Raw genomic sequence first — 25,303 nt, forward strand, 5'->3', positions numbered from 1 at the left:
TTTATTAGGGGTTAACTTCTGTTGACTCAACATATTTACTGCCTAATTTTCAGTTAAATGAAAGAAACAATGTCACCTTGGAAACGGTTTATAAATCTTTTAAAATTAGATAAAAAAGATATCCGTCAGATTTTTTACTACGCCATATTTGCAGGTCTAGTAGCCCTTACTTTACCTTTAGGAATTCAAGCCATTATTAATCTTATACAAGGAGCTCAAGTTTCTACATCTTGGATTGTTTTGGTTGTTTTGGTTACCCTAGGAGTTGCCTGTCAAGGTGTGCTACAATTGATGCAGGTACGCATATTAGAGAATATGCAACAAAAGATTTTTACACGAGCTTCTTTTGAGTTTGCCTATCGTTTTCCGAAAATTAAAATGGAAGAATTACGCACGTATTATCCTCCTGAACTTGCAAATCGGTTTTTTGATGTACTAACCATTCAAAAAGGATTATCCAAAATTTTAATCGATTTCCCAGCAGCAGCTTTGCAGATTATCTTCGGGTTAATACTATTATCATTCTATCATTCATTTTTTATTATTTATGGTTTTCTATTGGTCATACTTATATATGTGGTTTTTAAGTTTACAGCAAAAAAAGGATTAGATACAAGCCTTGTAGAATCAAAAAGTAAGTATAAGGTGGCCCATTGGATTCAAGAAGTGTCGCGCTCTCTTATAAGTTTTAAACTTTCAGGAACTACGAACCTTGCCATGAAACACAATGATATACTAACTACTAAGTATTTAGAAGCACGTGAAAGTCATTTTAAAATTTTGGTTTTACAATTTATTCAACTTATCGGTTTTAAGGTGCTTGTTACTGCGGGACTCTTGGTTATCGGAGGGTTACTCGTACTAAATCAACAAATGAATATTGGTCAATTTGTGGCAGCAGAAATCATTATTCTATTAGTTATTAGTTCTGTAGAAAAGCTAATTAAAGGATTAGAGTCTTTTTATGATGTCCTCACTTCTTTAGAAAAAATAGGCCGTATTGTAGATAAAGATTTAGAGGTTCAGATGGGTGAAGACCCTTTTACTAATAAACAAGATTTACACATAGAGCTTGACCATATTAGATATACTACTCCAGAGGGACACAAAGTGCTAAATAATATTGATTTTACTATTGACAAATCAGATAGAATCCTGTTTGACGGGGCATCTGGTTCTGGAAAAACAACTGTGCTCAAAATTCTTGCCGGACTATTAAAACCTTCGGGAGGATCTTTGTATATAAATGATGTTTCTTTAAAAGGAATTTGGCCAAACAAATATCGTGCGCATCTTGGGCAAGTACTCCCGTCACAATTACCATTTGAAGCTACCATACTAGAAAACATAACTTTCGGAAGAAAAGATATTTCTCAAGAACATCTACATAGTGTGCTTAAGAATCTTGGGTTACTTTCTTTTGTTAAAGAGCAACCCAATGGCATCAATACTGTGCTATATCCCGAAGGACAACACATTCCTTTTACCGTATCAAAACGTATTGTTTTGGCTCGCGCAATTATACACAATCCAAAACTACTTTTACTAAAAGACCCTTTAGAGCATTTTGAGAAAGAAGAAGTAATTCGAATCATTAAGTATTTGACTTCGCCAGAGCGCCCGTGGGCACTTGTCGTATCTAGTCAAAATATACTATGGAAAAACCATTGCAATCAAACCATAAAAATTTCAGAAGGAAAAATAACCTCAAAAACCCAAAATAATGCTTAACATCTCTCATAATCAACTCAATAAGAAGGTGTCGCTCGAGGGATATAATGCTTTCGACAAAGCCTTTACCTCAAAACATAACAAGCTGTTTAATCGTTTTTTGGGTGCATTTGCTATTATTCTTATTGTCATTCTCTTTTTACCTTGGACTCAAAACGTAAGTGGTAATGGATTTGTAACAACACTTACACCAGACCAAAGACCACAAACCATACAATCCCCAATACCGGGACGTATAGAAAAATGGTATGTACGCGAAGGAGATTTTGTTACCAAGGGGGACACTATACTATTTATTTCTGAAATCAAGAATGAATATCAGGACCCTCGCTTAGTAGAGCGAACAAATCAACAACGTGATGCCAAAAGTCGTTCTGTAGTTTCTTATCAAGAAAAAATCAAAGCCCTAGAGAACCAAGTAACTGCACTTAATAATGAGCGTAATTTAAAACTCTCTCAAGCGGCCAATAAATTAAAACAATCTCGTTTTAAGGTGGCAAGTGATAGCATTGATTTACAAGCAGCACAAACGAATGTTCGTATTGCAAAAACACAATATGATCGAACCCTGTCGCTACAAAAAGAAGGTCTAAAAGCCATGACAGACGTCGAAGCAAAAAGACTAAAACTTCAAGAGACTCAGGCAAAACTTATATCGCAAGAAAATAAGCTCCTTTCTAGTAAAAATGAGGTTATTAATTCGCAACTAGAAATTAATCGTATCGCTGCAGAATTTGGTGATAAGATTGCAAAATCACGAAGCGATCGTTTTACTGCAGAATCTAATCAATTCGAAGTAGAAGCACAAGTAACAAAGCTTGCAAACCAATCTGCTAATTATGAGATACGTAATACTTTGTATTATATCACAGCTCCTCAAAATGGATATATTAACAAAGCAATAAAAGGAGGAATTGGCGAAACCTTTAAGGAGGGAGAAAAACTCGTGGGTATAATGCCCTCGAACTACGATCTTGCTGTAGAAACGTATGTGCATCCTATCGATTTGCCTTTAATGCACATAGGAGAAGAGGTTCGTATTCAGTTTGATGGGTGGCCTGCTATTTTCTTTAGTGGTTGGCCTAATGCATCTTTTGGTACATATGCTGGTAAAGTAGTTGCCATAGAAACATTTATCAGCAATAATGGAAAGTTTAGAATACTGATCGCACCCGATAAAAATCATAATGATTGGCCAGAAAACGTTCGTGTAGGTTCAGGAGCGTTTACCATAGCATTGCTTGAGGATGTGCCTATTTGGTATGAATTATGGCGACAACTTAATGGTTTCCCTCCTAATTACTATACCCCTAGTAAAAAAGAATCAACTAAAGCAGAAAAGTAAATGAAGACACTTATTATATATGTATTCGCTTTGTTCGCTTTTACAAAAACTGGATGGACTCAAAATATAGAAGGTTCTCAAAACCAAATACTCTCTTTTGAAGAATATCTAGGATTTGTAAAAACCCATCACCCTCTTATGAAACAGGCAAATCTTATCTTAAGTACAGGAGAAGCAAGGTTGCTAAAATCTCGTGGTGGTTTTGATCCCAAAATAGAGGTAGATTATGATCGTAAAAAGTTCAAAGAAACAGAATACTTCGATCAGCTTAATGCCACTTTCAAAATACCTACCTGGTATGGCATTGAGTTTAAAGCAAATTTTGAAGAAAATACTGGCGAGTTTTTAAACCCAAGCGCAACCGTTCCTGATGATGGATTATATAGTGCTGGTATTTCCTTTTCGTTGGCACAAGGGTTCCTGATTAATGAACGCATGGCTTCTCTTAAAAAAGCTCGCTTCTTTAGAGAACAAACAAAAGCAGATCGAGACTTATTAGTAAACACTATTTTATTCGAGGCAAGTAAAGCATATTTTGATTGGTTAGAGGCCACCAATGAACAACTCATATACGAAAGCTTTTTAGAAAACGCGACCACCCGATTAAAAGCTGTAGAAAGAAGTGTAGACTTAGGAGAAAAAGCCGCCATTGATATTACAGAAAGTAGAATAACGCTACAAACAAGACAACTCAACCTAGAGGCAGCAAAACTAAAAAGGCAGAAAGCTGCATTAATAGTTAGTACTTATTTATGGCTAAATGATATTCCCATGGAAATACAAGAAAATGTAGTTCCCGTACTTCCAGAATTAGTGACTTTAGAAACGTCATTATTATTAGACGATATCTCCAATAGAGCTGCAGCATTAGAAAATCATCCCAAAATTCTAAGCCTTGAAGCTAAAATTGATCAACTAACCATCGATCGCTCTTTAAAATTAAATAAACTATTGCCCAAAATAGATCTGCAATACAATTTTTTATCACCAGAATATAACGATATAAACACATTCAATACAGCAAACTACAAGGCTTTTGTTAATGTTAGTTTTCCATTGTTCTTACGTAAAGAACGAGGCGACCTCAAACTTGCCTCTATTAAAATACAGGATGCTAATTTCGAACGTGTATCTGCCTCGCTTAATATTCAGAATAAAATAGATGCTGTAAATGCCGAAATACAATCAATTGCAACACAAAATGAACTTATTAATAATATTGTAAAAGATTATGTGGCGATGGTACAAGCAGAAGAACGTAAATTTTTTATGGGAGAAAGTTCCCTCTTTCTTATCAACTCACGAGAACAAAAATTAATTGATGCTAGACTTAAAGAAAATGCACTTTTAATAAAACAACGTATAGCGACCGCAAGTCTCTATAACGCATTAGGGATTTCAGAACCCATACTTAATTAAGCTTGATTTTTTAACATTATTGTAACAGTACTCTGTATAAGTGAATAAAGTTTTTGATTAATGCGGTAAAACCATGTGTTTATTGCAGTTTATCGACAATTGTACGTGTATATCGAATTCTTTAAAAAATAGACAAGTATTTTATTGCCAGCTATTTAAAATTTCCTAAGTTTGCGCCGATTTTTAACAATTTATTAAGAACGTAAGGCCCTAGGAAAATGAGAAAAATCAATGCATTTTTTATAAGTATTGTGATCGTTTTATCATCTTGTACCCATGATGACTATGTTGATATAGACACCGATTTGGATCGAGACCTTAAGAACAGATTGGTTGATCTTTCTGGTCACAAAGGAATTCCTTATTTTATGTTACCACAAAGCAACGAGTACCATAAGATACCACAAGACCCGCTTAATCCCATTACCAAGGAAAAAGTAAAACTCGGAAAATTACTACTGCATGAAACGGCATTGGGTAAAAACCCAAAAATAAAAGATATGAAAGCTACGTATTCTTGTGCTTCATGTCATCACGCTGCAGCTGGATTTAGCTCTGGACTTCGACAAGGTATAGGGGAATGTGGTACCGGATTTGGATCGAACGGAAATACAAGAGTTATCGATAGTAGTGTTCCTATTGATTCTGTTGATATTCAACCATTGCGCTCACCAACAATTCTTAATGTTGCCTATCAAGATATAATGCTCTGGAACGGTCAGTTTGGTGGTACAGGGACCAATGCTGGTACCGAAGCAAATTGGGAAGGAATTGAGGAGAATTTTTTAGGGTTTCAGGGAGTAGAAGTACAAGCATTAAAAGGACAAGGAGTACATCGACTACTAATTGATGAAGAATTTGTAACTACTTTTGGATATAAGAGATTATTCGATGCTGCCTTTGCCGATATCTCAGAAAAAGATCGGTACTCAACTCAAAATGCAGGTCTGGCTATGGCAGCATATGAAAGAACATTACTTGCTGATGAATCTCCCTGGCAAGAATGGCTAAAAGGAGATGACGATGCGCTAAGTGATTCTGAGAAAAAAGGAGCCATCACATTTTTCGGAAAAGGAAAATGCTATGAGTGTCACACAGGTCCTGCTCTAAATGACAGCAACTTTTATGCTTTCGGAATGGGAGATTTTGATAATTCAGAAAAAGCAATTGTTCTTAAAAATGTAGATTTCGAAAACGTAAAAAAAGGAAGAGGTGGTTTTACAAAAAATACCAATGATAATTATAAATTTAAGACTCCTACTCTATATAATTTAATTGACAATGGTTTTTATGGTCACGGCAGTACATTTACATCGGTTAGAGATGTCATTGCTTATAAGAATGAAGGTATCCCTCAATCTACAGAAGTGCCTGTAGAAAACCTTGCAACTCAATTTGGTACCACTAATCTCACCGAAGAGGAAATAGACCACCTTACTCTTTTTATAGAAAATAGTCTACGAGATCCTAACCTAAATAGATATGTACCAGATGCTCCTTTATCAGGGTCCTGTTTTCCTAATAATGACAGGCAATCCAAAAATGATTTAGGATGTAATTAATTAATTTACAAAATATCATTTTCACTTTGGTAGGAGTATCCTTGTTCGAATATTAAATTAGCAACTAAGGCAAGGTTGCAATCCACCACATATTACCAAAAGGGTCCCTAAAACCAGCACCTCTAGCACCATTGTCCTCATCCATAGGTGACATTAGAGATGTAGCTCCGGCATCAATCGCCTCATAATAGGTTTGATCTGTATCTTTCACATACACATACATAGACCCAGCATGTGCCGGTAAATCTACAGAGGCTTCTGCCAGAAGAATCATACTATCCCCTATTCTAATTTCAGAATGTTGTATGCGTTTTGCTGCATCAAGGCTTCGTAACATCTCTTCTGCTCTAAAAATTTTACGAATAAAATCAATAAAGTCTTCTGCTTTATCAACTACTAAGTAAGGCATGGCTTGCTGATGACCAGCAATAATTTTCATTCGCTGCATAACGTAAAAATCAGTTTTTAAGTATCAACGAACAAAACAACATATATATTCTATACATGATAAAAAATGACATGCCACAAAAAAATATCCTTACTATATTTCTAAATAAGATACTAAAAGTCAACGAATACCAATTCCTATATAAAATTACTGAAATACCAGATTACAACTATTTTATATTGTTATTTCATAGGGCACATCACTAGCTGTGGTTTCTTCTTTTTTCATACATTTATACGACTTATGGATCATGGCAAAAAGCAGAGACCATTTTTCTTCAAAATTAGTATTACGTTCTACTTTATAAACCATTGAAAGACTATACAAACATATTAAACAACATTAGGCGTTACGTCTCTCTAAATGAGGAGGATGAAAAACAGTTTATTTCTATAATAAAAACCTCAAAAATCAAACGACGACAGTTTATTGTCCAACCAAATTTTATCTGTTTACACCAAACCTATGTTCATAGCGGAGCGTTTAGAAGTTATTTTGTTAGTGATCAAGGTGCCGAACACACGATACAGTTTGCCATAGAGGATTGGTTTATTAGTGATTTTAATAGTTATATTCATCAAACGCCTGCCTCCCTTTTTGTAGAAGCATTAGAAGATTCGATTGTGCAACAAATTGCTTATGAGGATGTAGAAAAACTTTGTGCTATCAATCCAAAATTCGAACGCTTCTTTAGGCTTGTCGCCCAAAAATCATTTGCTTTTTCGCAAAGACGAGTATTATCAAATCTTGGTCAATCTGCCGAAGAACGATATGTCGAATTCAAAAAATCGTACCCATCTATTGTTCATCGAGTTCCGCAATACACCTTAGCTTCATATCTAGGAATGTCTCCAGAATTTTTAAGTAAAATAAGAAAACGGCTTGCTGCCAAATCTTGAACTAGTTTAAGGTGATTTCCTAATTCAGTTCATTTATTAAGTTGATATATCTGCTCAACTTTGCAAAGTCAATATGAATTTTATAAAAGAAAGGCACTATGAATACTAAAATATGGCTAATAACAGGAATTTCTAGCGGTTTGGGAAAAGCTCTTGCCGAAGCGGTTGTCAAAAAAGGTGATTTTATGATAGGAACATTCAGAAAAAAATCACAAGTAGACAATTTTAATAAAAAAAACATTAAAAATACTGCAGCGTTTTTGTTGGATATAACGGATCAAAAAAAAATTGAAGAAATCATTGAAACGATTACCTCTCAATTCGGAAAAATCGATGTTTTAGTCAACAATGCAGGTATTGGTTTTGTAGGAGCGATAGAAGAAACCTCCTTAGACGAAGTGCGCAATGTTTTTGAGCCCAACTTTTTTGGCACTCTTAAACTGACCCAAGCTGTTCTGCCTCATATGCGCAACCAAAAAAGTGGACATATCATTCAGATTTCTTCTCACGGAGGTATTAAGGCATTTGCAGGTTTCGGAATTTATAATGCAAGCAAATTTGCGCTCGAAGGTTTTAGCGAGGCACTAGCACAAGAGGTTTCGCCCTTTGGCATTAAGGTAACCCTGGTCGAACCTGGACCATTTCGAACAAAATTTGCAGGAAATGGGCTGGGGCTTTCTCAAAACACAATTGATGCCTATTCAGATACAGCAGGAGTATTTCGAACAAAACTAAAAGGAGTTGACGGCAAACAAGAGGGGGATCCCGTCAAAGCATCTAACGCAATTATCAACTTGGTATATTCTGAACAGCCAACATTACGTATGCCCTTAGGAAAAACAGCACTTATTACAATTCAAATGAAATTAGATAGTGTACAATCTGATCTAAATACCCACCAAAAAATTGCAAAAAATTCGGTGTATTGATAAACAACCCATCATTAAACCCATATTTCTCTCAAATATTAAAGTTATAAAGCTCCTAACAAATACCATAAAAAACATTTTATAGGGGAGAATATTTATGAACTTTTTTTGAGCGAGACAGCCTTTATAATAATGTGATACCTTCTCTCTTTGTATTAATCCGACAAGAAAAAAGGCATAAAACAACAATATTGATGGTCTAGAGCAAATAATTTTGGCAATTTAAAATAAACTTTATGCTATTTACGTTTGGGATATACCAGAATAAAATATTTTTTTCTCCTATGTTTCAGAATTATAGTGATCATAACACTTAATTTTCTTCTTGACATAAACAAAAAGTAGTTGACTTTTTTAACTGTACGTTTTATACTTTAACCAACATCAGTTCAAAACAAGACTTACTCATGGACGTATAAAAATATCCCTTTTTCTGAAAAAACTAAATTTCTTAAAACCCAAAGATTATGAAAACCAATTTTTACCTATCACAAAGGAACGGTTCGTTTCTAGTATCTATTTTTCTATTATTTATTTCTATTAATATTCATGCGCAATCTGTAGTACAAGAACATGGTAGGCTTCGAGTAGTAGGAAACCATGTTGTCGATCAAAATAATGACCCCTTAAGTTTGGCTGGTAATAGTCTTTTTTGGAGTAACGCTACAGACACTTCTGATTTTTATGAAGCTGAAACCGTGACACATCTAATAGATAACTGGAATACTTCTATAGTCAGAGTTGCGATGGGAGTAAAAGAAACATGGGACGGAGGCACTGGATATATCGATAGTCCTACCTTTCAGAAAAATAAAATCAAAAAAGTAATTGATGCAGCCATTGCTAATGGTATTTATGTAATCATCGACTGGCATACTCATGAGGCTGAATTATATACCAATGAAGCGGCTAGTTTTTTTAGTGAAATGGCACAATTATATGGCAATTATCCTAATGTTATTTATGAAATTTATAATGAACCTATTTATCAATCTTGGTCTCAGGTTAAAAGTTATGCCAATACCGTAATTGCTGCAATTCGTGCTCAGGATCCTGATAATTTAATTATTGTTGGGTCTCCTACTTGGTCCCAAGATGTTGATATTGCTTCTTATGACCAAATCAACGATAATAATACTGCTTATACATTGCATTTTTATGCAGGAACACATACGCAATACCTAAGAGATAAAGCTGTCACTGCTATGAATAATGGTGCCGCTATTTTTGTAACCGAGTGGGGAGCAACAGAAGCAAGTGGCGATGGTGATGCAGATAGAGCAGAGACAGAAAATTGGATGGAATTTTTAAAAGAAAATAATATAAGTCATGCGAATTGGTCTGTTGCCGATAAAGATGAAGGTTCTGCAACAGTTACAGTAGGACGAGGTATTGAAGGTCTAAAAAACAATGATCTTACTGAAAATGGACTTTTTATTCAGGAACTCATAAAAAACTGGTCAGGTGATGATAATCAAGGAGAAAATACCCCTCCTACTATTACTCTTACTTCTCCTTCTTCGGGTAGCCAGTTTGAGACAGGAAATGGAATTCTGATTACTGCTGATGCTTCTGATGCTGATGGTAGTATAGAGAGAGTTGAGTTTTATAGTGAAAATCAAAAAATAGGAGAAGACACCTCTTCGCCATATCAATACGAAATTGAAAATGCTGCCGAAGGTAACTATACCCTCTATGCTATAGCTATAGATAATGAAGCAGCAAGTACCTCTTCTGATCAAGTAAACATTACAGTTACCGAACAAACCACGACAGGTTGCTCAGGCACAGGAGTTTCTATAGCTGGTACTATCCAAGCAGAGAATTTTTGTAACATGAGTGGAATCCAGACAGAGACAACCACAGATGCCGGAGCAGGAAGTAATGTAGGTTGGATCGATGTAGGAGATTATATAGAATATAGAGTGAATATTCCTGAATCTGCAACCTATAAAATAGCATATAGAGTGGCTTCTCGATATGGTTCGGGTGAAGTAGATTTTAGAGTTAATAATACTTCAAAAAGTATCACAGCTATACCCAATACCGGAGGGTGGCAAAATTGGACCACCATAGATACTACTGTAGAATTAGATGCTGGTAACCAGACAATACAATTGCTTGCTACCGGACAACTATGGAACATCAATTGGTTTACAATAACCAAAGATGATGATGTTATTGATGATACTCCTGAAACCTGTAGTTTTGGGACACCGATTTCTACTAATCTACCTGCTTTTGGAGGAATATCATTTTCTAATGTACATATTCTGGGAGATAATGGTCCTGATTTAGATAATTTTAGAGAACTAAGCATTAACTGGAACCCTACGTATAATGGACTTTATCAATTCGCCATCAGTACGAATAATGGAGTACCTGGCTATTATGTGGATCTAAGAGACTTTAGTAATACCTTATTTAATACTAGTAGTCCAGAGGTAACAATGACCAACTCAGGGTTTACCGGTTTAGATGGTTCTTATTGGGTAACACAAGATGATGCAAATTTTGTAATGGTATCAAAGGATGGTGGTTTTACACTGTATTTTAGTAATTCTAATACACCTCCTACATGCACCGAAGATAAGTCAATAGGTGATACTAACGAAATAGTAAACATAAAGGCATTTCCTAATCCTGTAGATATTGATACTGATATTCTATATATAAATGGTATTCCTCAAGCTCAAGAAACATCAATACTAGAGGTTGTGGATATGCAAGGAAAAGTTATATTAGAAAAAAATATCGAAAATTCAGAAGCAAATATAGATGTATCTATACTAAAATCTGGAACCTATATTTTAATGATTAAAGGATCAAAATTCAGAAAATCTATTTTGTTTGCTAAAGAATAATGTTCTTTAAGCGGATCAAAAAAGAAGTACAGATGGTACTATAGAAAAGAGCAAAACCTTAAGGTTTTGCTCTTTTTTTAATCCTCTTATTATTCACTTTGTTTTTTGCCCATAACTCTCAACTCATCAATATGGTACCGTGTTGTGGCTTTGGGGTCTCCACCAGTATACCTAAAACCAATTCTTACTTTTTCGTCAAGACATGATAAACTAATTGGACCCAAAGACTCAAAATCTCCGAAACCTTCGATCGCACTTCTCGGAATTAACACATCTAATTTTGTCCAGGTGGTATTGGCTATTGTGTCTAAAAAATTATTTGTGACAAATACCTCTAATATATTACCGGTATCATATGCCGCTTGCACATCAAAATATAGGGATTCGTGCATAGAAGAACTTAAATCTATTTCTGGAGTAATCAGCCAAACCTCATATAAAGGCTCTCCAGATCTATACCCTGTTATTTGTGCGTAGTCATTATTGTCAAAAGCTCCCATTTTATAGGTTAATTGACCATTGTAGATGTTGTGGTTAATCCACCCCAAATCTTCGAGATCCCCTATCTTAAGATCTGTAAAATTTTCCTCGAATAAGAAATCTAATCCCTCTACGATAAATGGACAGTCCAGTACAATGGGATCACATCGGATTTCTGAATCAAAAACCATTTGAGTAGGATCATTAAGCACTAGATTGTATATTTCGCCTTCATAATTTTTGGTTAATATTCCTTCTAGAGCTCCTGTACCTGTTGGTAATTTACTTCCACCAAAATCAGAATATACACTGGTGCTTATAATCACAGACCTTCCTGATATACAACTTTCTATAATCCGTTCACCATCATATTCATCATTCACTTCTGCAGCAAATGTAAACACATTGTCTTCGGTAATCATACTTTTATTAAACTGTACCTCACTCAATTTGACATAAACATTAAGAAAAGTATCTGAAAAATCTTCGATCCTGATTTCTAACGGAACTATTTCCTGTATTTCTGATGATCTTACTATTTGGTCTTTAATAGAAAAAGAAGAAATAGCCTTTATGGTGTTTCCTTCTAAAACACCTAGCGTAGGAACCCCGTTTTCTATTCCAATAGATAAACCATCTAGTTTAACATACACCTTACGACCAAACTCGAAAGTCGTATACAACGGAGCATCATCAACAAGAACTCTTACGCCGGCAGATGGGTGTATTGATTTATCTTGAACGATAATCTCTTTAAAAAAATTACCTGCCTTATCGCTAGATACTACATATCCTTCTATTGCCGTATTAGTGTTGTCAAAAACAACCTTACCATTCTCTCCATCAGCTATTAATTTCTGACCCAAAATTCCTAGTAAAGCATCTATAGTAATTATAGTTTCTTCAATTTTTGGATCCTCGATGGTTCCTGTAGGTATTTGAAATTCTTCTTCGTGCACGCACCTAATCATACTAATGCATACTAGTATCGAAATAAGAAAAAAACTTGTTTTTAAGTATAAATTCATTGATTGCTTTTTTGTAGTTATTCTGTATAAATCAATTAAAATCGCTGAGAAGGATTAAAACCGTAAATACATATTAAAATAATAAGTCGTACCCATACCATAGAAATATTTGGTCCCATACACTGGTGTTTTGCGTTCTGATTCTTCTAATGCCAATCTATAATTTGCATTTCTTGATTGTTCAAACCCTCCTGTTTTATAGGCTTGATTAAGAACATTATTAACTGATGCAAAAAAACCAACATAGTATTTCTTAATTCGCCACGATTTGCCACCAATAACATTCAGCAGGAAATAGTCGTCAAACTTTTCTTGTTTCAAGAGGTCCTTAGCTATATTTTCATCATAATCATTAAATGGCAACCCGTCTGCGTCTAGAAAGAAATTAGATGTTCGGGCAAAAGGACTACTATTAACGTATGCATTAGAAAAATAATTTATTGTACTACCAAACCACCAAAAATTAGGATCACTATACTCAAACCCAAATTGTATGGCCCGCTCTGGCCCTGCCGAAATATGATATCCTTTTAATGCCGATGTGCCCATGTCCTGTATCCCTTGAACATCAGAAAAGACCTCACTAGTGCTTGTTAGCGTTAGTTGTGGATTGTTAATATACCTATAACTACCAACTGCTGCTGCCGCTTTTAGTTTTAAAACAGGTATCATATGATATTCGACTCCTAACTCCCCTCCTATATGTAGCTTATCAATATCTGTAACTACTTCTTGCACAAAACCCGAATCAGAACCTGATAACGCCTGCGTATAAAAAAACGAAAGGTTCGTTGCGTCAAGGATTTTGGTATAATATCCTGTTATTTTTGCCTTTATTTTTGACGATCGAAAGATATAACTGGCATCGAAAGATTCGATTTTTTCACTTTGTTGTTTCCCGCCTTGCAAAGCTGCAATGGTACTATTATTTTGTCTTGCATTAACAAATGAATTACGTATTGTAGGTGCATTAGTATCGTAAATCCCATTAAGCGCTATATAATTATGACCATCTATTGCGCATGTGACTCCTCCTTTTATGCCATAGTTTAAAAAATCTAAGTGTTCGCTTTTTCCAAATGATTTATCTCCAGGAAAATATCCATTTTCAAATACACCATTTCTTTGATACGATGTTTTTGATATTCTTCCTGATACAAAACAGTCCATCCACTTATAGTTATATTGCCCCTGTATAAAACCATCTATTGTAGTTGCTTCAATCATAAAATTATAGTCATAGCGATCCCCTACACCAACAATACGATTTGGGTTACGAATATCACTTTGCGCCCTACTCGACAATTCTTGGGGTGATTGATCATTCGAAGACAACGCAAAAACATCTACGTCTAGAAAACCTGTGCCTCCCAAAAGATCAGCCACCTCTGCAAAGTTTTCACTTTGTAAGTTTCTATATTTTATAGCGGTATTTATCATCAAATTATCATTTAATCTACTGTTCATAAATACATTACCTATTATACTAGTGTCATTAGTTCTGTCTTCGGATAGTATATAAGTAGCATTTGCGCCTTGTGCTTCATTTTGTTGATTTGTGGCTACTAATTGGTCCCACTGTATTTGTCCATTATTAATAAGGTTTTGCTGTGCTAAAAAAGCATTTTGAAATGCCAACGATGTAGGGGTCTGGGATTGTAAATAATAACTTGGCAGATTCTCTGGATGAACAGGATTCGTATCAGCACTCCTACCTCCTCCTATATAAATAGGTTCTTCGTTCGAATCTATTACCAAATCACTACCTCCAGTATCTATTCTGCTCGTTCCCACAGTGCCTGTCTGAAAAGCTATATTTGTATTTATTCTTGTGTTTTCATTGATCGCCCAATAATGATTAAACATAACAATGGGTTCTTCTACTTTTCGTTCTCGAGCATTTCTTATTTTTCCATTATGATACCCCCAATTTGGGTTATAGGTGTTTCCTTTTATCTCGTATACTTCATTAGTAATTGCGGTTGATTTTCCTCTACGATTTGGCGTATAAAAGCCCGTTAAATTAAGACTGTGCTTTTTGTTAATCCTTTTTTCTATAGATACGAAAAAAGAATTTGCATCATATAAGGTTCCTTCTATATACCCTTCGTTTCCATATCGTCGCGATAAGGATGTTGTATATGCCCATCCGTTTGATAATACCCCAGAGGAGTATGTTGCCATAATTCTACCTCGATAACTTCTATTTGAGGAAGCATACGATAATTTTACTCCTTTGCGATATTTTGAAGCCCTCATAATGATATTAGAGGTTCCTAAAAGACCGCCAAATGTATATTCATTTCTAGAAATCCCTACAGAAAATTCTTGGTTACGTTGTACATCGTTTAACCCGCCCCAATTACTCCATTGCGGCCTACCATTGTACATTTTATTCATTTCGATACCATTAATCAATACTTTGCCGTTTTCACTTCCTAAGCCTCTTGGGCGAAAAAAAGTAGCACTAAAATCAAATGCCGCTGCTTTTAGAAACACATCTCTGGTAGATTGAAGTAAACCAGACACCTTTGTGGTTTCGCTTTGATCATCATCTAATTCTTCATCAGAAAGATCAATTCTTCCCACTTGAGATTGATCAAATGTAAAATCATACTCTAGGTCTATTTTTTTTAGATCGAGTATCTGATTTTTATTAATTATAACAGGGAAACGTTTAATAATGTAGCCTTTCTTTGAAAACAAAAGAATTTGTTCTCCTAAAGGAAGATCTACTGCACGTATACTAAACTTCCCATCTATATTGCTTGTTGCTTTGTAATCAAAACCTTCTAGAGTTACAACTACATTTTCTAAATATGTCCCTGTTATTGCATCAACAATTTTACCTTGTACCAGTTGTTCATATTGAGCTTGTATGTTTTGATAGAAAAAAACAAACAGAATACACCCATAAAAAGAATGTTTCATCGTACTATACTTTTAAAAAAACACTCAAAAAATAATAAGCGATCGAATTAATAAAGTGCAAGAATAAAACATAGTAGTTTCAAAAATTGAAACTACAAAAATTAATATTTGCAATTTGATATTAATTCAATCCCATCTTATGAGGTTTCAATTTAAAAGCATACTTCTCTTACTTTTTTTTTCTTCTATACTTTGTGCTCAAAAAAAGAAGGAATATAAGGCACATACAATTGCGTTTTATAATCTAGAAAATCTATTTGATATATATAATGATCCAAAAACTTTTGACGATGATAAGACTCCTAAAGGAAAAGACCACTGGACCCAAGAAAAGTATACGCATAAGTTAGAGAATCTGGCGCGTGTTATTTCAGAAATAGGTGTCTCAACTACTAATAGCTCCCCTGCTATTTTAGGGGTTGCAGAAATAGAGAACAAAAAAGTCTTAGAAGATCTTACTGCCACTTCGTATCTAGCACCCAAAAATTATGGTATCATTCATTTTGACTCCCCCGATAGAAGAGGTGTTGATGTGGCGCTATTGTATAAAAAAACGGTATTTAGGCCAAAAAACTCAAGTGCCCACGAACTTGTGCTTTTTGACCACCTTACCAATAAGCGAATATATACAAGAGACCAACTATTAGTAAGTGGGTACCTCGATGGAGACTTAATTCATATACTGGTAAATCACTGGCCTTCTAGAAGAGGTGGCGAAGCGAGAAGTCGCTACAAAAGAGAAAAAGCCGCTAGCCTTTCTAAAAAAATTATGGACTCACTATTTGCTATCAATCCCTATGCAAAAATTATTGCTATGGGGGATCTTAACGACACCCCAAATGACACAAGTATAAAAAAAATTCTTGCTGCCAAAAAGAGTAAAGAAGATATGAAAATAAAAGAATTATACAACCCTATGATCCAAATGTCTAAGAAAGGACTAGGTTCTATGGCTTGGGGAGATCAATGGAGTTTATTTGATCAACTTATGGTTTCTTCAGAATTGGTACGCTCAGAATATTCATCCTATCGATATTATAAAGCGGGGATATTTAACCCACATTATTTAATAACAACTTCTGGCAAGTACAAGGGATATCCTTATCGTAGTTTTGCAAATAATACCTACACAGAGGGGTATAGCGATCATTTTCCTGTATATCTATTTCTTATTAAAGAAAAAAGGTGATCAAATGATCACCTTTTCGGTATATTTTATTTCATATTTCTTACTTAGAAAGAAATTGTAGCGCTACATGTAGCTTCTACGTATGCATCAAAAGAAACTCCTTCAAGATCAACAGTTTCTGTTTGTCCAGCTGCACTAACATCTGCTGTACCGTCTCCATTGTCACACATAGTAATAGAAATTCCGATTACATCACAAGTTTCGCAATTTGAATCGCCATCATCATCACTACCACATGAAGTGAATCCTAAGGCTAAAGTAAATGCTGCTAAGTAGATAAATTTTTTCATAATATTGGGCTTTAAAATTGTTTTTTATAGCCGCGAAGATAAGAGATTACTTTATATTTAACAAATTATTTTGTTAAAAAATGCTCTTTAACGTTTTTTTCGAGTATTTAATCGACAATAAAAGGTTAAAACGTACTTTCTTGTTTTAGAAAAAAAGATGTGTCTTATATGAAATTACTACTCACAATCAGATAGCTCAACATACCGTTCGAAGGTTATTTCTATATCTCTATCATCAATAAATGCATTTCCGTTTTCTCCTCGACACACCAAAATCCGTTCTCCACTGTTGGTACATGACAAGCATATTAATCCTGCAAAAGTACAATCACCTAAACTTTCTAATTCTGCTCTATAAAAATTAGCAATCTCTTCATCCTCATCACCTGCGTCACAATTATTTGATAGAAAAACTTCTATAGCTGTTTTATATTCTGCACAATTATCAGTGGATTCATTTGCTGTATATGCAGCAAATGTTTCTCCTAGGGTTATACCTGCCTCACCGCAATCTACACCGCCATCGTCATCACTTTTACAAGCAGTAAATCCTAAGGTAAGTACAAATGCGATCGCATACATACATAGTTTGTTCATATCAATTCCTGATTTTGGGTTAACTAAAGTCAAAAATAAGAAAATTAACGACTTTTTAATATTTTACGCCATTCTAAAACAGATAACGTACTAAAATAATCTTTATTTTACTTCCTCTATATCAATAGGTTTACCTATATAAGCTAAAAAACTGCCTTCGTCTATTTCTTCTATTTCTTTGCTATATGATGATATAATCCTAATATTTTTATGTGCGTCTTTTATAAATAGAGGAATAATCTCTTTGTCACTATTAGTTAATTCGATAAGGGTTTGATAATGTTTTTGATTCATAATCTTTATTTCTTGAATTCCCGGGTATTTTTCGGCAAGTTCTATTAGAGATTGGTAGTCATCGGTATGAGAAAACAGTCCTTCTTGAGGATTATTTTCAGGATCCCGCATTTCTTCAGAAGTGATTAATCTAAAAGATCCATGCTCTCCAAATTGATCTCTAAACTTATTAATTGCATATTTGTTGATATCACTATTTCCTGTTAAAGCCATAAGATATCCTATATCGCTAAGTTCTATATTGTTTTTGAGTTGTTCACCATAGATATTGCCTTCGACGGCTTCTAACCCTAAATTTTTAGCTTTTTTGATATTTTCCTTATTACTATCAACCAATACTACATGTCGATTGTTATTTTTAATATAAGCAGCAATTAATCTCGAGATTTTTGAAGCACCAATAATCAAAATCCCTTCAGATTTTTTAAGAAAAACACCTACTAATTTAGCAAAAATACGTGCAGTGGTGGCATTAAGCAATACTGTCCCTAATACAATCATGAAGACCAACGGAGTAATATATTCTGCTCCAGACACTCCCTCTTTCTCTAATTTTAATCCAAAAAGAGATGCGATCCCTGCAGCTACAATTCCTCTTGGTCCCACCCAACTAATAAAAAGTTTTTCATTGATTTTGAGTCCGGATCGTATAGAACTCAGAAATACACCTAATGGACGAACAAGAAAAACAATACATAAAAATAAGGTAACAGCTTTCCAATTATAAATCAACTTCAAATCCTCTATATTTATATTCGCCGATAATAAAATAAATAATATCGAAATCAAAAGCACACTCAATGATTCCTTAAAATATAAGATCTCATCGATGTTTGGCAGGTTTATATTTCCTAGAACCATCCCCATGACCACAACAGATAATAAGCCCGACTCATGAGCAAAGGCATCTGATAAAACAAATACACCGAGTACAGTAGCCAGAGTAACTACGTTAAGAAGATAATGTGGTATGATTTTCTTTTTAAGTGAAAAAGCCAATCCATGAGCAAAAGTAAAACCAAAAGTAAAACCAAATAACACTATTTTTGCGAACTCGATTAGAGCAGTAAACGTGAATTCTTCTCCCCCTCCTGCTCTTATAAACTCAAATACTAATACTGCGACCAATGCTCCTATGGGGTCAATTAAAATCCCTTCCCATTTTAATACTGCCGAGACATCTTTCTTAAGTGGTATATTCCTTAAAATAGGAGTAATCACTGTTGGCCCCGTAACAATAATTAAAGAAGAAAATAAAAAAGAAATAGGCCAACTAAGGTCAAAAATAAAATGAGCGGCAAATCCCGCACCAAAAAAAGTAATCACTACAGCAATAGTGATTAACTTAATTATTACTGGACCTACGTTAAAAATCTCATTACGTCTCAAAGTAAGACCACCCTCAAAAAGAATAATGCTAATAGCGAGAGAAACGAAGTAAAACAAGCTTTCTCCGGGAAAAAATCCTTTTTCTCCATTCCAAATTGGCTGTATAAGTTTAGCACCATCTTCGGTATACAAAGTAGCTAAAGGACCTACAAGAAGCCCTATTAATATTAAAGGTAAAATTGCGGGTATTTTAAATTTCCAGGCAACCCACTGTGCCAAAATTCCTAATATAATGATTCCTGATAGTTCTATCATAGTGTACCTTTACTCAAATATATACAAGAATATGCTTACTTTTTTAAAAACTACATTAGAAATATGCGTTATTTTTTATGTTCAAAAAATTTAGTCCATATTCTTCGCCCCATAAACCATCTTTAATAGAACGCTATATTGCGAAACTTAAACAATCAAAAAATTAGTACCGTTCTTATTGGAGTAGGATTTTCTCCCAATCTCAAGAACAACATTTTTGAGGCCATGAGAATGGCCGACTTTTTTGATTCTAAACTAATTATAGTTCATGTAGGAGAAAAGACCGCCACTCAAGAAGAAAAAATTAAACCGCTAATTTCAAAGTTTTTGATGTAGAGTTTTCTGAGGGTGAATTTATTGCCGGGTCTCTAGTAAGAGCCTCTATCCTTACCACTCAGCTTAAAAAGAATATTCCTAAATTTACATTAGATAAAGAAGGACTTTTACAGTTTGTATATAAATTTTGCAGGTTTTAAGGATATTGATATCGAAGGGTGTCCTGATTTTTCTAACTGCTTTTTTCTTTTGGGAGAATCACCAGAAAGAATTAAAATCTTTTTTACTGATGAATTAGTCTTGTTTTTTGAAAATAATACGTATTATCACATTGAGTGTAATGGTAACTCATTATTGCTGTTGCGTAAGGAGCGATTGGCGAGTATTAAAGAAATTAAAAAACTGTTAGATTATGGAACTCGTCTTGAAAAAATAATTTCTTCGATTGAATATGATGAAATAATGTTAAAAAGTCCAAAAATTAAATCCTGATCCTTGTCATTTTTTCTATTTTGCAAAGATTTTTATAACCTATGAACCTATATCCCATAAAATCGGGAAGTTTTAAGCTTGATGGTGGTGCTATGTTTGGTGTTGTCCCAAAAGTATTATGGAATAAAACAAATCCCGCAGACGAAAAAAACCTAATTGATATTGCAGCTAGATGCTTGCTTATTGAAGACGGTAATAGACTCATCCTTATCGATTCGGGCATGGGTACTAAACAATCCGAAAAATTCTTTAGCTATTATAGCCCTTGGGGAAATGATAGTATTGATCTTTCTTTAAAAGAAAAAGGGTTTCATAGAGATGATATTACCGATGTGTTTATAACGCACCTTCATTTTGATCATTGTGGAGGGATCATACAATGGAATGACACCCGAACCGGGTATGAACTCGCGTTCAAAAATGCAAAGATCTGGAGCAATGAAGAACATTGGCAATGGGCTGTAACCCCAAATGCCAGAGAAAAAGCTTCGTTTCTCAAAGAAAATATTATGCCAATTGAAGAAAGTGGGCATCTACACTTTGTCTCAAGAACCGGGGAGTCATTTCAACAAAACTCTGAATTGGGTTTTGGCCTACTATTTGTTGATGGACATACAGAAAAGCAAATGATTCCGCATATAGAATATAAAAATAAAACCATTGTTTTTATGGCGGATTTATTGCCAACAGTTGGTCATATACCTCTACCATATGTTATGGGGTATGATACGCGACCACTTTTGACATTAGATGAAAAAAAGATATTTTTGGAAAATGCTGCCACCAATGGATGGTACTTATTTCTAGAACATGATGCACATAACGAAATAATAACTGTACAACATACCGAAAAAGGTGTACGTCTCAAAGAAGTTTTTACGTGTAATGAACTATTTAATTAAAACAAAAAATCAAATGATTTTATCCTCAAATAAAATACTCACTGCAATTGCAGCCTCATTTTTAGTCGCAAGCTGTGGTACTCCTGCCCTAATTTCTACTCCGATAAAAAATATTGACGAGATCCCTCTCAAAAATATTGAACTTACAGATAAACAACTAGAGATTTGGGGTACTTTGGATTTGATCAAGGATACAGTTCCCGGGATGAGCGTAGAGCGGGCCTATAAAGAAATTATTAAAAACAAAAAAGGTCAACCTGTTATTGTAGGAGTTATCGACAGTGGTGTTGATATAGAGCATGAAGACCTAGACGATGTACTTTGGGTAAATACAAAAGAAATTAAAGGAAACGGTATAGACGATGATAAGAACGGATATATTGATGATATCTATGGGTGGAATTTTCTAGGAGATGCTGAAGATGAAAACTTAGAATTCGTACGAATTATCAAAAAATTAGGCCCAAAATATGCTGGCAAAAACCTTGCCTCTGTTGCAGAAAATGATAGAGACGAATATCAAAGTTATATCATGGCCAAGGCAGAATATGAAAAAGAATTTCAGGAAACTGCAGGACAAAAAATGCAATACGAACAAATTTTGCAACAATCCAAAATATCGCATAATGCTGTCGTAGAAGTATTAAAAAAAGAAGACTACTCCCAAGAAGAACTGTTACAAATAGAAGCTAAAACATTAGATATGCAGCAAAATGTTGCTTTCTTATCCCAAATGTTTGGGTTTATGGACCCAGGAGATACCATTAAAGATTTTATAGAAAATCTAACTGAAGGAGTTGAACATTTTACAGAAAGCTTAAATTATAATCTTAATGTTGATTTTGATGGTAGAACACCTGTAGGAGATAATGTTGATGACATCACTGACACAAAGTATGGAAATAACAAGGTAATGGGGCCAAATCCCGAAAAAAAAGGAATTCTGCATGGGACTCATGTTGCTGGTACCATAGCTGCCGAGAGAAACAATGGAAAAGGAATGAATGGGGTCGCTCAAAATGTAAAAATAATGACTATAAGAGCCGTGCCTAATGGAGATGAATATGATAAAGATATCGCTTTAGCTATACGATATGCCGTAGACAATGGTGCTACTGTAATCAATACAAGTTTTGGTAAATATTTTAGTACCCACCCTGGATGGGTAAGAGAAGCCATTATTTATGCGTCCTCAAAAGATGTACTTATTGTAAATGCTGCAGGTAACGAATCTAAAGACCTTGATACAACTGTAGTATACCCTAACGACCAAACGGGTCTTGAATCAGAAATATCCGATAATTTTATTACTATTGGCGCATTAAATTATGAGTACGGTTCTAGTCTTATCGCTAGCTTTTCTAATTACGGAAAAAATAATGTAGATGCCTTTGCTCCTGGAGTAAAAATATGGTCAACAGCACCAAATAATAAATATAAGCATCTAGAAGGAACCTCTATGGCTGCGCCAGCTGTATCAGGTGTTGCTGCTTTAATAAGATCCTATTATCCCGCTTTAAAAGCCTCACAAGTAAAACGAATACTTATGGATAGTGGATTACCCGTTAAAGCAACAGTCAATGTTGGTGATGAGATATCAACAATAAAAAATTTCTCAGAAATATCTAAATCAGGAAAAATGGTCAACCTATATAATGCTCTAATTATGGCAGAGCAGTTGGCTAAATAATTTATATGTTATGTTTAAGAAAATTGCTTTCGTTCTTTTTGCAGGGATTTATTGTGTAAATGCGCAGAATAATACTTCCTATTGGCAGCAAAAAGTAGCGTATACTATGGATGTGGATATGAATGTGGAAAACTTTCAATATGAAGGGACACAAGAATTGGTATACACTAATAATTCACCAGACACTTTATATCAAGTGTTTTATCATTTATATTTTAATGCATTTCAACCAGGAAGCGAAATGGATATTCATTCTCAAAACATTCCTGATCCAGACCCAAAAATTGGATATAAAATCAGCAAACTTAGTCCTGAAGAAACTGGATACCTGAATGTTTCTTCCTTGTCTCAAGACGGAAAAGCTATTGAACATAAAACAGCCGGAACAGTTTTAGAAGTAAAACTACACTCGCCTATCCCACCAGGAAAAAAGACTACTTTTGAAATGAATTTTAAAGGTCAGGTTCCTAAACAAATTCGTCGATCTGGACGAAATAGTGCCGAGGGCATCGCGCTGTCTATGACGCAATGGTATCCCAAAATTGCAGAATATGACTTCGAGGGTTGGCATGCACACCCTTATATTGCAAGAGAATTTCATGGGGTTTGGGGCGATTTTGACGTAACCATTACTATAGATAAAGAGTATGTTGTAGGGGGTACAGGATATCTTCAAAATGCGCAAGAAATTGGGCATGGTTATGAAAAACCCGGTACCACAGTTGTCAAACCAAAAGGAAAAAAACTATCCTGGCATTTTAAAGCACCTAATGTACATGATTTTGCTTGGGCAGCAGATCCAGAATATATGCATGACGTAATAACCATGCCAGATGGTCCAACATTACATTTCCTATATAAAAACAATAAAGAAATTATTGATAACTGGAAAGATCTTCAACCCAAAGCAGTAGAATTAATGCGATATTTTAGTGACAAAATAGGTAAATATCCTTATGAACAATATTCTATTTTACAAGGTGGAGATGGTGGTATGGAGTACGCCATGTGTACACTAATAACCGGAGAAAGAAATTTTAATAGTCTTGTTGGTGTTACCGCACATGAAATGGCACATGCATGGTTTCAACATATTCTAGCAACTAATGAAGCCAAACACGAATGGATGGATGAAGGGTTTACAACTTATATTTCTACACTTGCAATGAATGAAGTAATGATACAAAACAATCCAAATTCATTACGAGGATCTTATAAGACTTATTATCAATTAGCAATTTCGGGAATAGAACAACCACAAACAACACATGCTGATCATTACGCTCATAATTTTGCTTATGGTGCTTCTGCCTACGGAAAAGGAGCCGTATTTCTTGCACAACTTGGATATATTATTGGCGAAGATAATCTGGCTAAAACTATAAAAAGATATTATAAAGAATGGAAATTTAAACACCCTACTCCCAATGATTTCAAAAGAGTAGCCGAAAAAATATCTTCAATACAATTAGATTGGTATTTGACCGATTGGACACAAACAACAAATACGATCGATTATGCTATAAAAGATGTAGAAGAAAACAGTAATACAACAACAAATATTATACTAGAGCGTATTGGCCAAATGCCAATGCCAATTGATGTATATGTAGAATATACCGACAGTGTAGTAGAATCATTTTATATCCCTCTTAGAATGATGAGAGGTCAAAAAGAAAACCCTATTCCTTCTATGAATAGAACTATTATGTCTGATTGGCCTTGGACAAATCCCACGTATACAATCAATATATCTAAACCTAAATCTGAAATAAAATCAGTAAAAATAGATATAACAAACGTACTGGCAGATATCAATCCAAGCAATGATGGTTATACAAAATAAGAAAATAACTTAATTCTAAAAAGTTGATTTTACACCCATTTATATTTATTGATTTATGAAATCAACTTTTAATAAAAAAGAACGACTCAAAAGCAAAAAAGAAATTGACTTCCTTTTTGCAGAGGGCGCCTCTATCTCTAGATATCCAATTCGGCTGATCTACAAGAAATCTGTTTTTAAAGAAAATATCACTTTAAGAACTGGTGTTTCTGTGCCAAAACGTAATTTTAAAAAAGCAGTAGACCGCAATGCTATAAAACGTTTATTGCGTGAAGGTTATAGAAAAAATAAGTATCTTGTACCCAACACTACTCATCAATTCACTTTTATGTTTTTATATTCGGGAAAAGAAATGCCCAAATATGCTCAAGTAGAATCTAAGATAAAAGAGGTTCTACAAAAATTCGTAGCACAAAACATAGGTTTAAAATAATAATAAAAAGATAA

The 25,303-nt window shown here is 34.5% G+C and carries 21 protein-coding genes; 14 read left to right on the top strand and 7 right to left on the bottom strand.

All coding sequences use genetic code 11. The annotated features are described in order from the left end of the window. Positions 1–57 precede the first annotated feature (57 nt). The 4 genes from DZ60_RS0111465 (at position 58) to DZ60_RS0111480 (ending at position 6,057) form a co-directional block, all read left to right on the top strand. Positions 58–1,731: a peptidase domain-containing ABC transporter gene (locus DZ60_RS0111465; RefSeq protein WP_025742211.1), complete on the top strand. Its 1,674-nt coding sequence runs from the start codon at positions 58–60 to the stop codon at positions 1,729–1,731. After that, positions 1,724–3,076 (top strand): HlyD family secretion protein, encoded by a 1,353-nt coding sequence (locus DZ60_RS0111470; RefSeq protein ID WP_025742212.1) that lies wholly within the window; start codon positions 1,724–1,726, stop codon positions 3,074–3,076. The genes DZ60_RS0111465 and DZ60_RS0111470 overlap by 8 nt, the downstream gene beginning before the upstream one ends. Continuing rightward, positions 3,077–4,495, top strand: a complete 1,419-nt coding sequence (locus tag DZ60_RS0111475; RefSeq protein ID WP_025742213.1) for a TolC family protein — start codon at positions 3,077–3,079, stop codon at positions 4,493–4,495. It abuts the gene before it with no gap. 218 nt (positions 4,496–4,713) lie between these two features. Continuing rightward, positions 4,714–6,057 (top strand): cytochrome-c peroxidase, encoded by a 1,344-nt coding sequence (locus DZ60_RS0111480; protein WP_025742214.1) that lies wholly within the window; start codon positions 4,714–4,716, stop codon positions 6,055–6,057. A 64-nt stretch (positions 6,058–6,121) separates the two neighbouring features. On the opposite strand, the gene DZ60_RS0111485 is transcribed toward DZ60_RS0111480, so the two are convergent. Beyond that, a complete protein-coding gene (locus DZ60_RS0111485; protein ID WP_025742215.1) occupies positions 6,122–6,505 on the bottom strand; it encodes a VOC family protein in 384 nt (127 codons plus the stop codon). A 174-nt stretch (positions 6,506–6,679) separates the two neighbouring features. Further along, the gene (locus DZ60_RS25160; protein ID WP_161634396.1) at positions 6,680–6,817 is read right to left on the bottom strand and encodes a hypothetical protein; all 138 of its coding nucleotides are present in this window, start codon (positions 6,815–6,817) and stop codon (positions 6,680–6,682) included. Between DZ60_RS25160 and DZ60_RS0111495 the strand changes: the two genes are divergently transcribed. The 3 genes from DZ60_RS0111495 to DZ60_RS0111505 all read left to right on the top strand — a co-directional run bounded on the left by DZ60_RS0111495 (position 6,817) and on the right by DZ60_RS0111505 (position 11,197). Then, on the top strand, positions 6,817–7,404 hold the full coding sequence (locus DZ60_RS0111495; RefSeq protein WP_025742216.1) for a Crp/Fnr family transcriptional regulator: 588 nt from the start codon (positions 6,817–6,819) through the stop codon (positions 7,402–7,404). The genes DZ60_RS25160 and DZ60_RS0111495 overlap by 1 nt on opposite strands. 98 nt (positions 7,405–7,502) lie before the next feature. Further along, entirely contained in the window at positions 7,503–8,333 is an 831-nt protein-coding gene (locus DZ60_RS0111500; RefSeq protein WP_025742217.1) for an oxidoreductase, read from the top strand. A gap of 467 nt (positions 8,334–8,800) precedes the next feature. Continuing rightward, positions 8,801–11,197 (top strand): cellulase family glycosylhydrolase, encoded by a 2,397-nt coding sequence (locus DZ60_RS0111505; protein WP_025742218.1) that lies wholly within the window; start codon positions 8,801–8,803, stop codon positions 11,195–11,197. Positions 11,198–11,286: 89 nt separating this feature from the next. Here DZ60_RS0111505 and DZ60_RS0111510 read toward each other — a convergent pair whose 3' ends face one another. Further along, positions 11,287–12,705, bottom strand: coding sequence for a DUF5689 domain-containing protein (locus tag DZ60_RS0111510; protein ID WP_025742219.1), 1,419 nt, complete (start codon positions 12,703–12,705; stop codon positions 11,287–11,289). 54 nt (positions 12,706–12,759) lie between these two features. Continuing rightward, a complete protein-coding gene (locus tag DZ60_RS0111515; RefSeq protein WP_025742220.1) occupies positions 12,760–15,636 on the bottom strand; it encodes a TonB-dependent receptor in 2,877 nt (958 codons plus the stop codon). A gap of 139 nt (positions 15,637–15,775) precedes the next feature. Between DZ60_RS0111515 and DZ60_RS0111520 the strand changes: the two genes are divergently transcribed. Continuing rightward, on the top strand, positions 15,776–16,825 hold the full coding sequence (locus tag DZ60_RS0111520; RefSeq protein ID WP_025742221.1) for an endonuclease/exonuclease/phosphatase family protein: 1,050 nt from the start codon (positions 15,776–15,778) through the stop codon (positions 16,823–16,825). Between the two features lie 44 nt (positions 16,826–16,869). On the opposite strand, the gene DZ60_RS0111525 is transcribed toward DZ60_RS0111520, so the two are convergent. From DZ60_RS0111525 to DZ60_RS0111535, 3 genes are all read right to left on the bottom strand, one after another. After that, positions 16,870–17,115, bottom strand: coding sequence for a hypothetical protein (locus DZ60_RS0111525; RefSeq protein WP_025742222.1), 246 nt, complete (start codon positions 17,113–17,115; stop codon positions 16,870–16,872). A gap of 177 nt (positions 17,116–17,292) precedes the next feature. Further along, the gene (locus DZ60_RS0111530; RefSeq protein ID WP_034229505.1) at positions 17,293–17,712 is read right to left on the bottom strand and encodes a hypothetical protein; all 420 of its coding nucleotides are present in this window, start codon (positions 17,710–17,712) and stop codon (positions 17,293–17,295) included. Positions 17,713–17,814: 102 nt separating this feature from the next. After that, positions 17,815–19,650, bottom strand: coding sequence for a cation:proton antiporter (locus DZ60_RS0111535; protein ID WP_025742224.1), 1,836 nt, complete (start codon positions 19,648–19,650; stop codon positions 17,815–17,817). A gap of 138 nt (positions 19,651–19,788) precedes the next feature. On the opposite strand from DZ60_RS0111535, the gene DZ60_RS0111540 reads away from it, so the two are divergent. From DZ60_RS0111540 to rnpA, 6 genes are all read left to right on the top strand, one after another. Next, positions 19,789–19,986 carry a universal stress protein gene (locus DZ60_RS0111540; RefSeq protein ID WP_025742225.1) on the top strand — a complete coding sequence of 66 codons (198 nt, stop codon included), beginning with the start codon at positions 19,789–19,791 and terminating at the stop codon, positions 19,984–19,986. A gap of 114 nt (positions 19,987–20,100) precedes the next feature. After that, complete coding sequence (locus tag DZ60_RS0111545) at positions 20,101–20,418, top strand: hypothetical protein (protein WP_025742226.1); 318 nt, start codon at positions 20,101–20,103, stop codon at positions 20,416–20,418. Between the two features lie 41 nt (positions 20,419–20,459). Further along, positions 20,460–21,320 (top strand): MBL fold metallo-hydrolase, encoded by an 861-nt coding sequence (locus DZ60_RS0111550; RefSeq protein WP_025742227.1) that lies wholly within the window; start codon positions 20,460–20,462, stop codon positions 21,318–21,320. Positions 21,321–21,333: 13 nt separating this feature from the next. Continuing rightward, positions 21,334–23,010: a S8 family peptidase gene (locus tag DZ60_RS0111555; RefSeq protein ID WP_025742228.1), complete on the top strand. Its 1,677-nt coding sequence runs from the start codon at positions 21,334–21,336 to the stop codon at positions 23,008–23,010. A 10-nt stretch (positions 23,011–23,020) separates the two neighbouring features. Continuing rightward, complete coding sequence (locus DZ60_RS0111560; RefSeq protein WP_025742229.1) at positions 23,021–24,856, top strand: M1 family metallopeptidase; 1,836 nt, start codon at positions 23,021–23,023, stop codon at positions 24,854–24,856. 55 nt (positions 24,857–24,911) lie between these two features. Continuing rightward, positions 24,912–25,289: a ribonuclease P protein component gene (rnpA, locus tag DZ60_RS0111565; protein ID WP_025742230.1), complete on the top strand. Its 378-nt coding sequence runs from the start codon at positions 24,912–24,914 to the stop codon at positions 25,287–25,289. Positions 25,290–25,303 lie beyond the last annotated feature (14 nt).

It is taken from the genome of Aquimarina pacifica (assembly GCF_000520955.1).
In the GTDB taxonomy this organism is placed as follows: Bacteria; Bacteroidota; Bacteroidia; order Flavobacteriales; family Flavobacteriaceae; genus Aquimarina; species Aquimarina pacifica.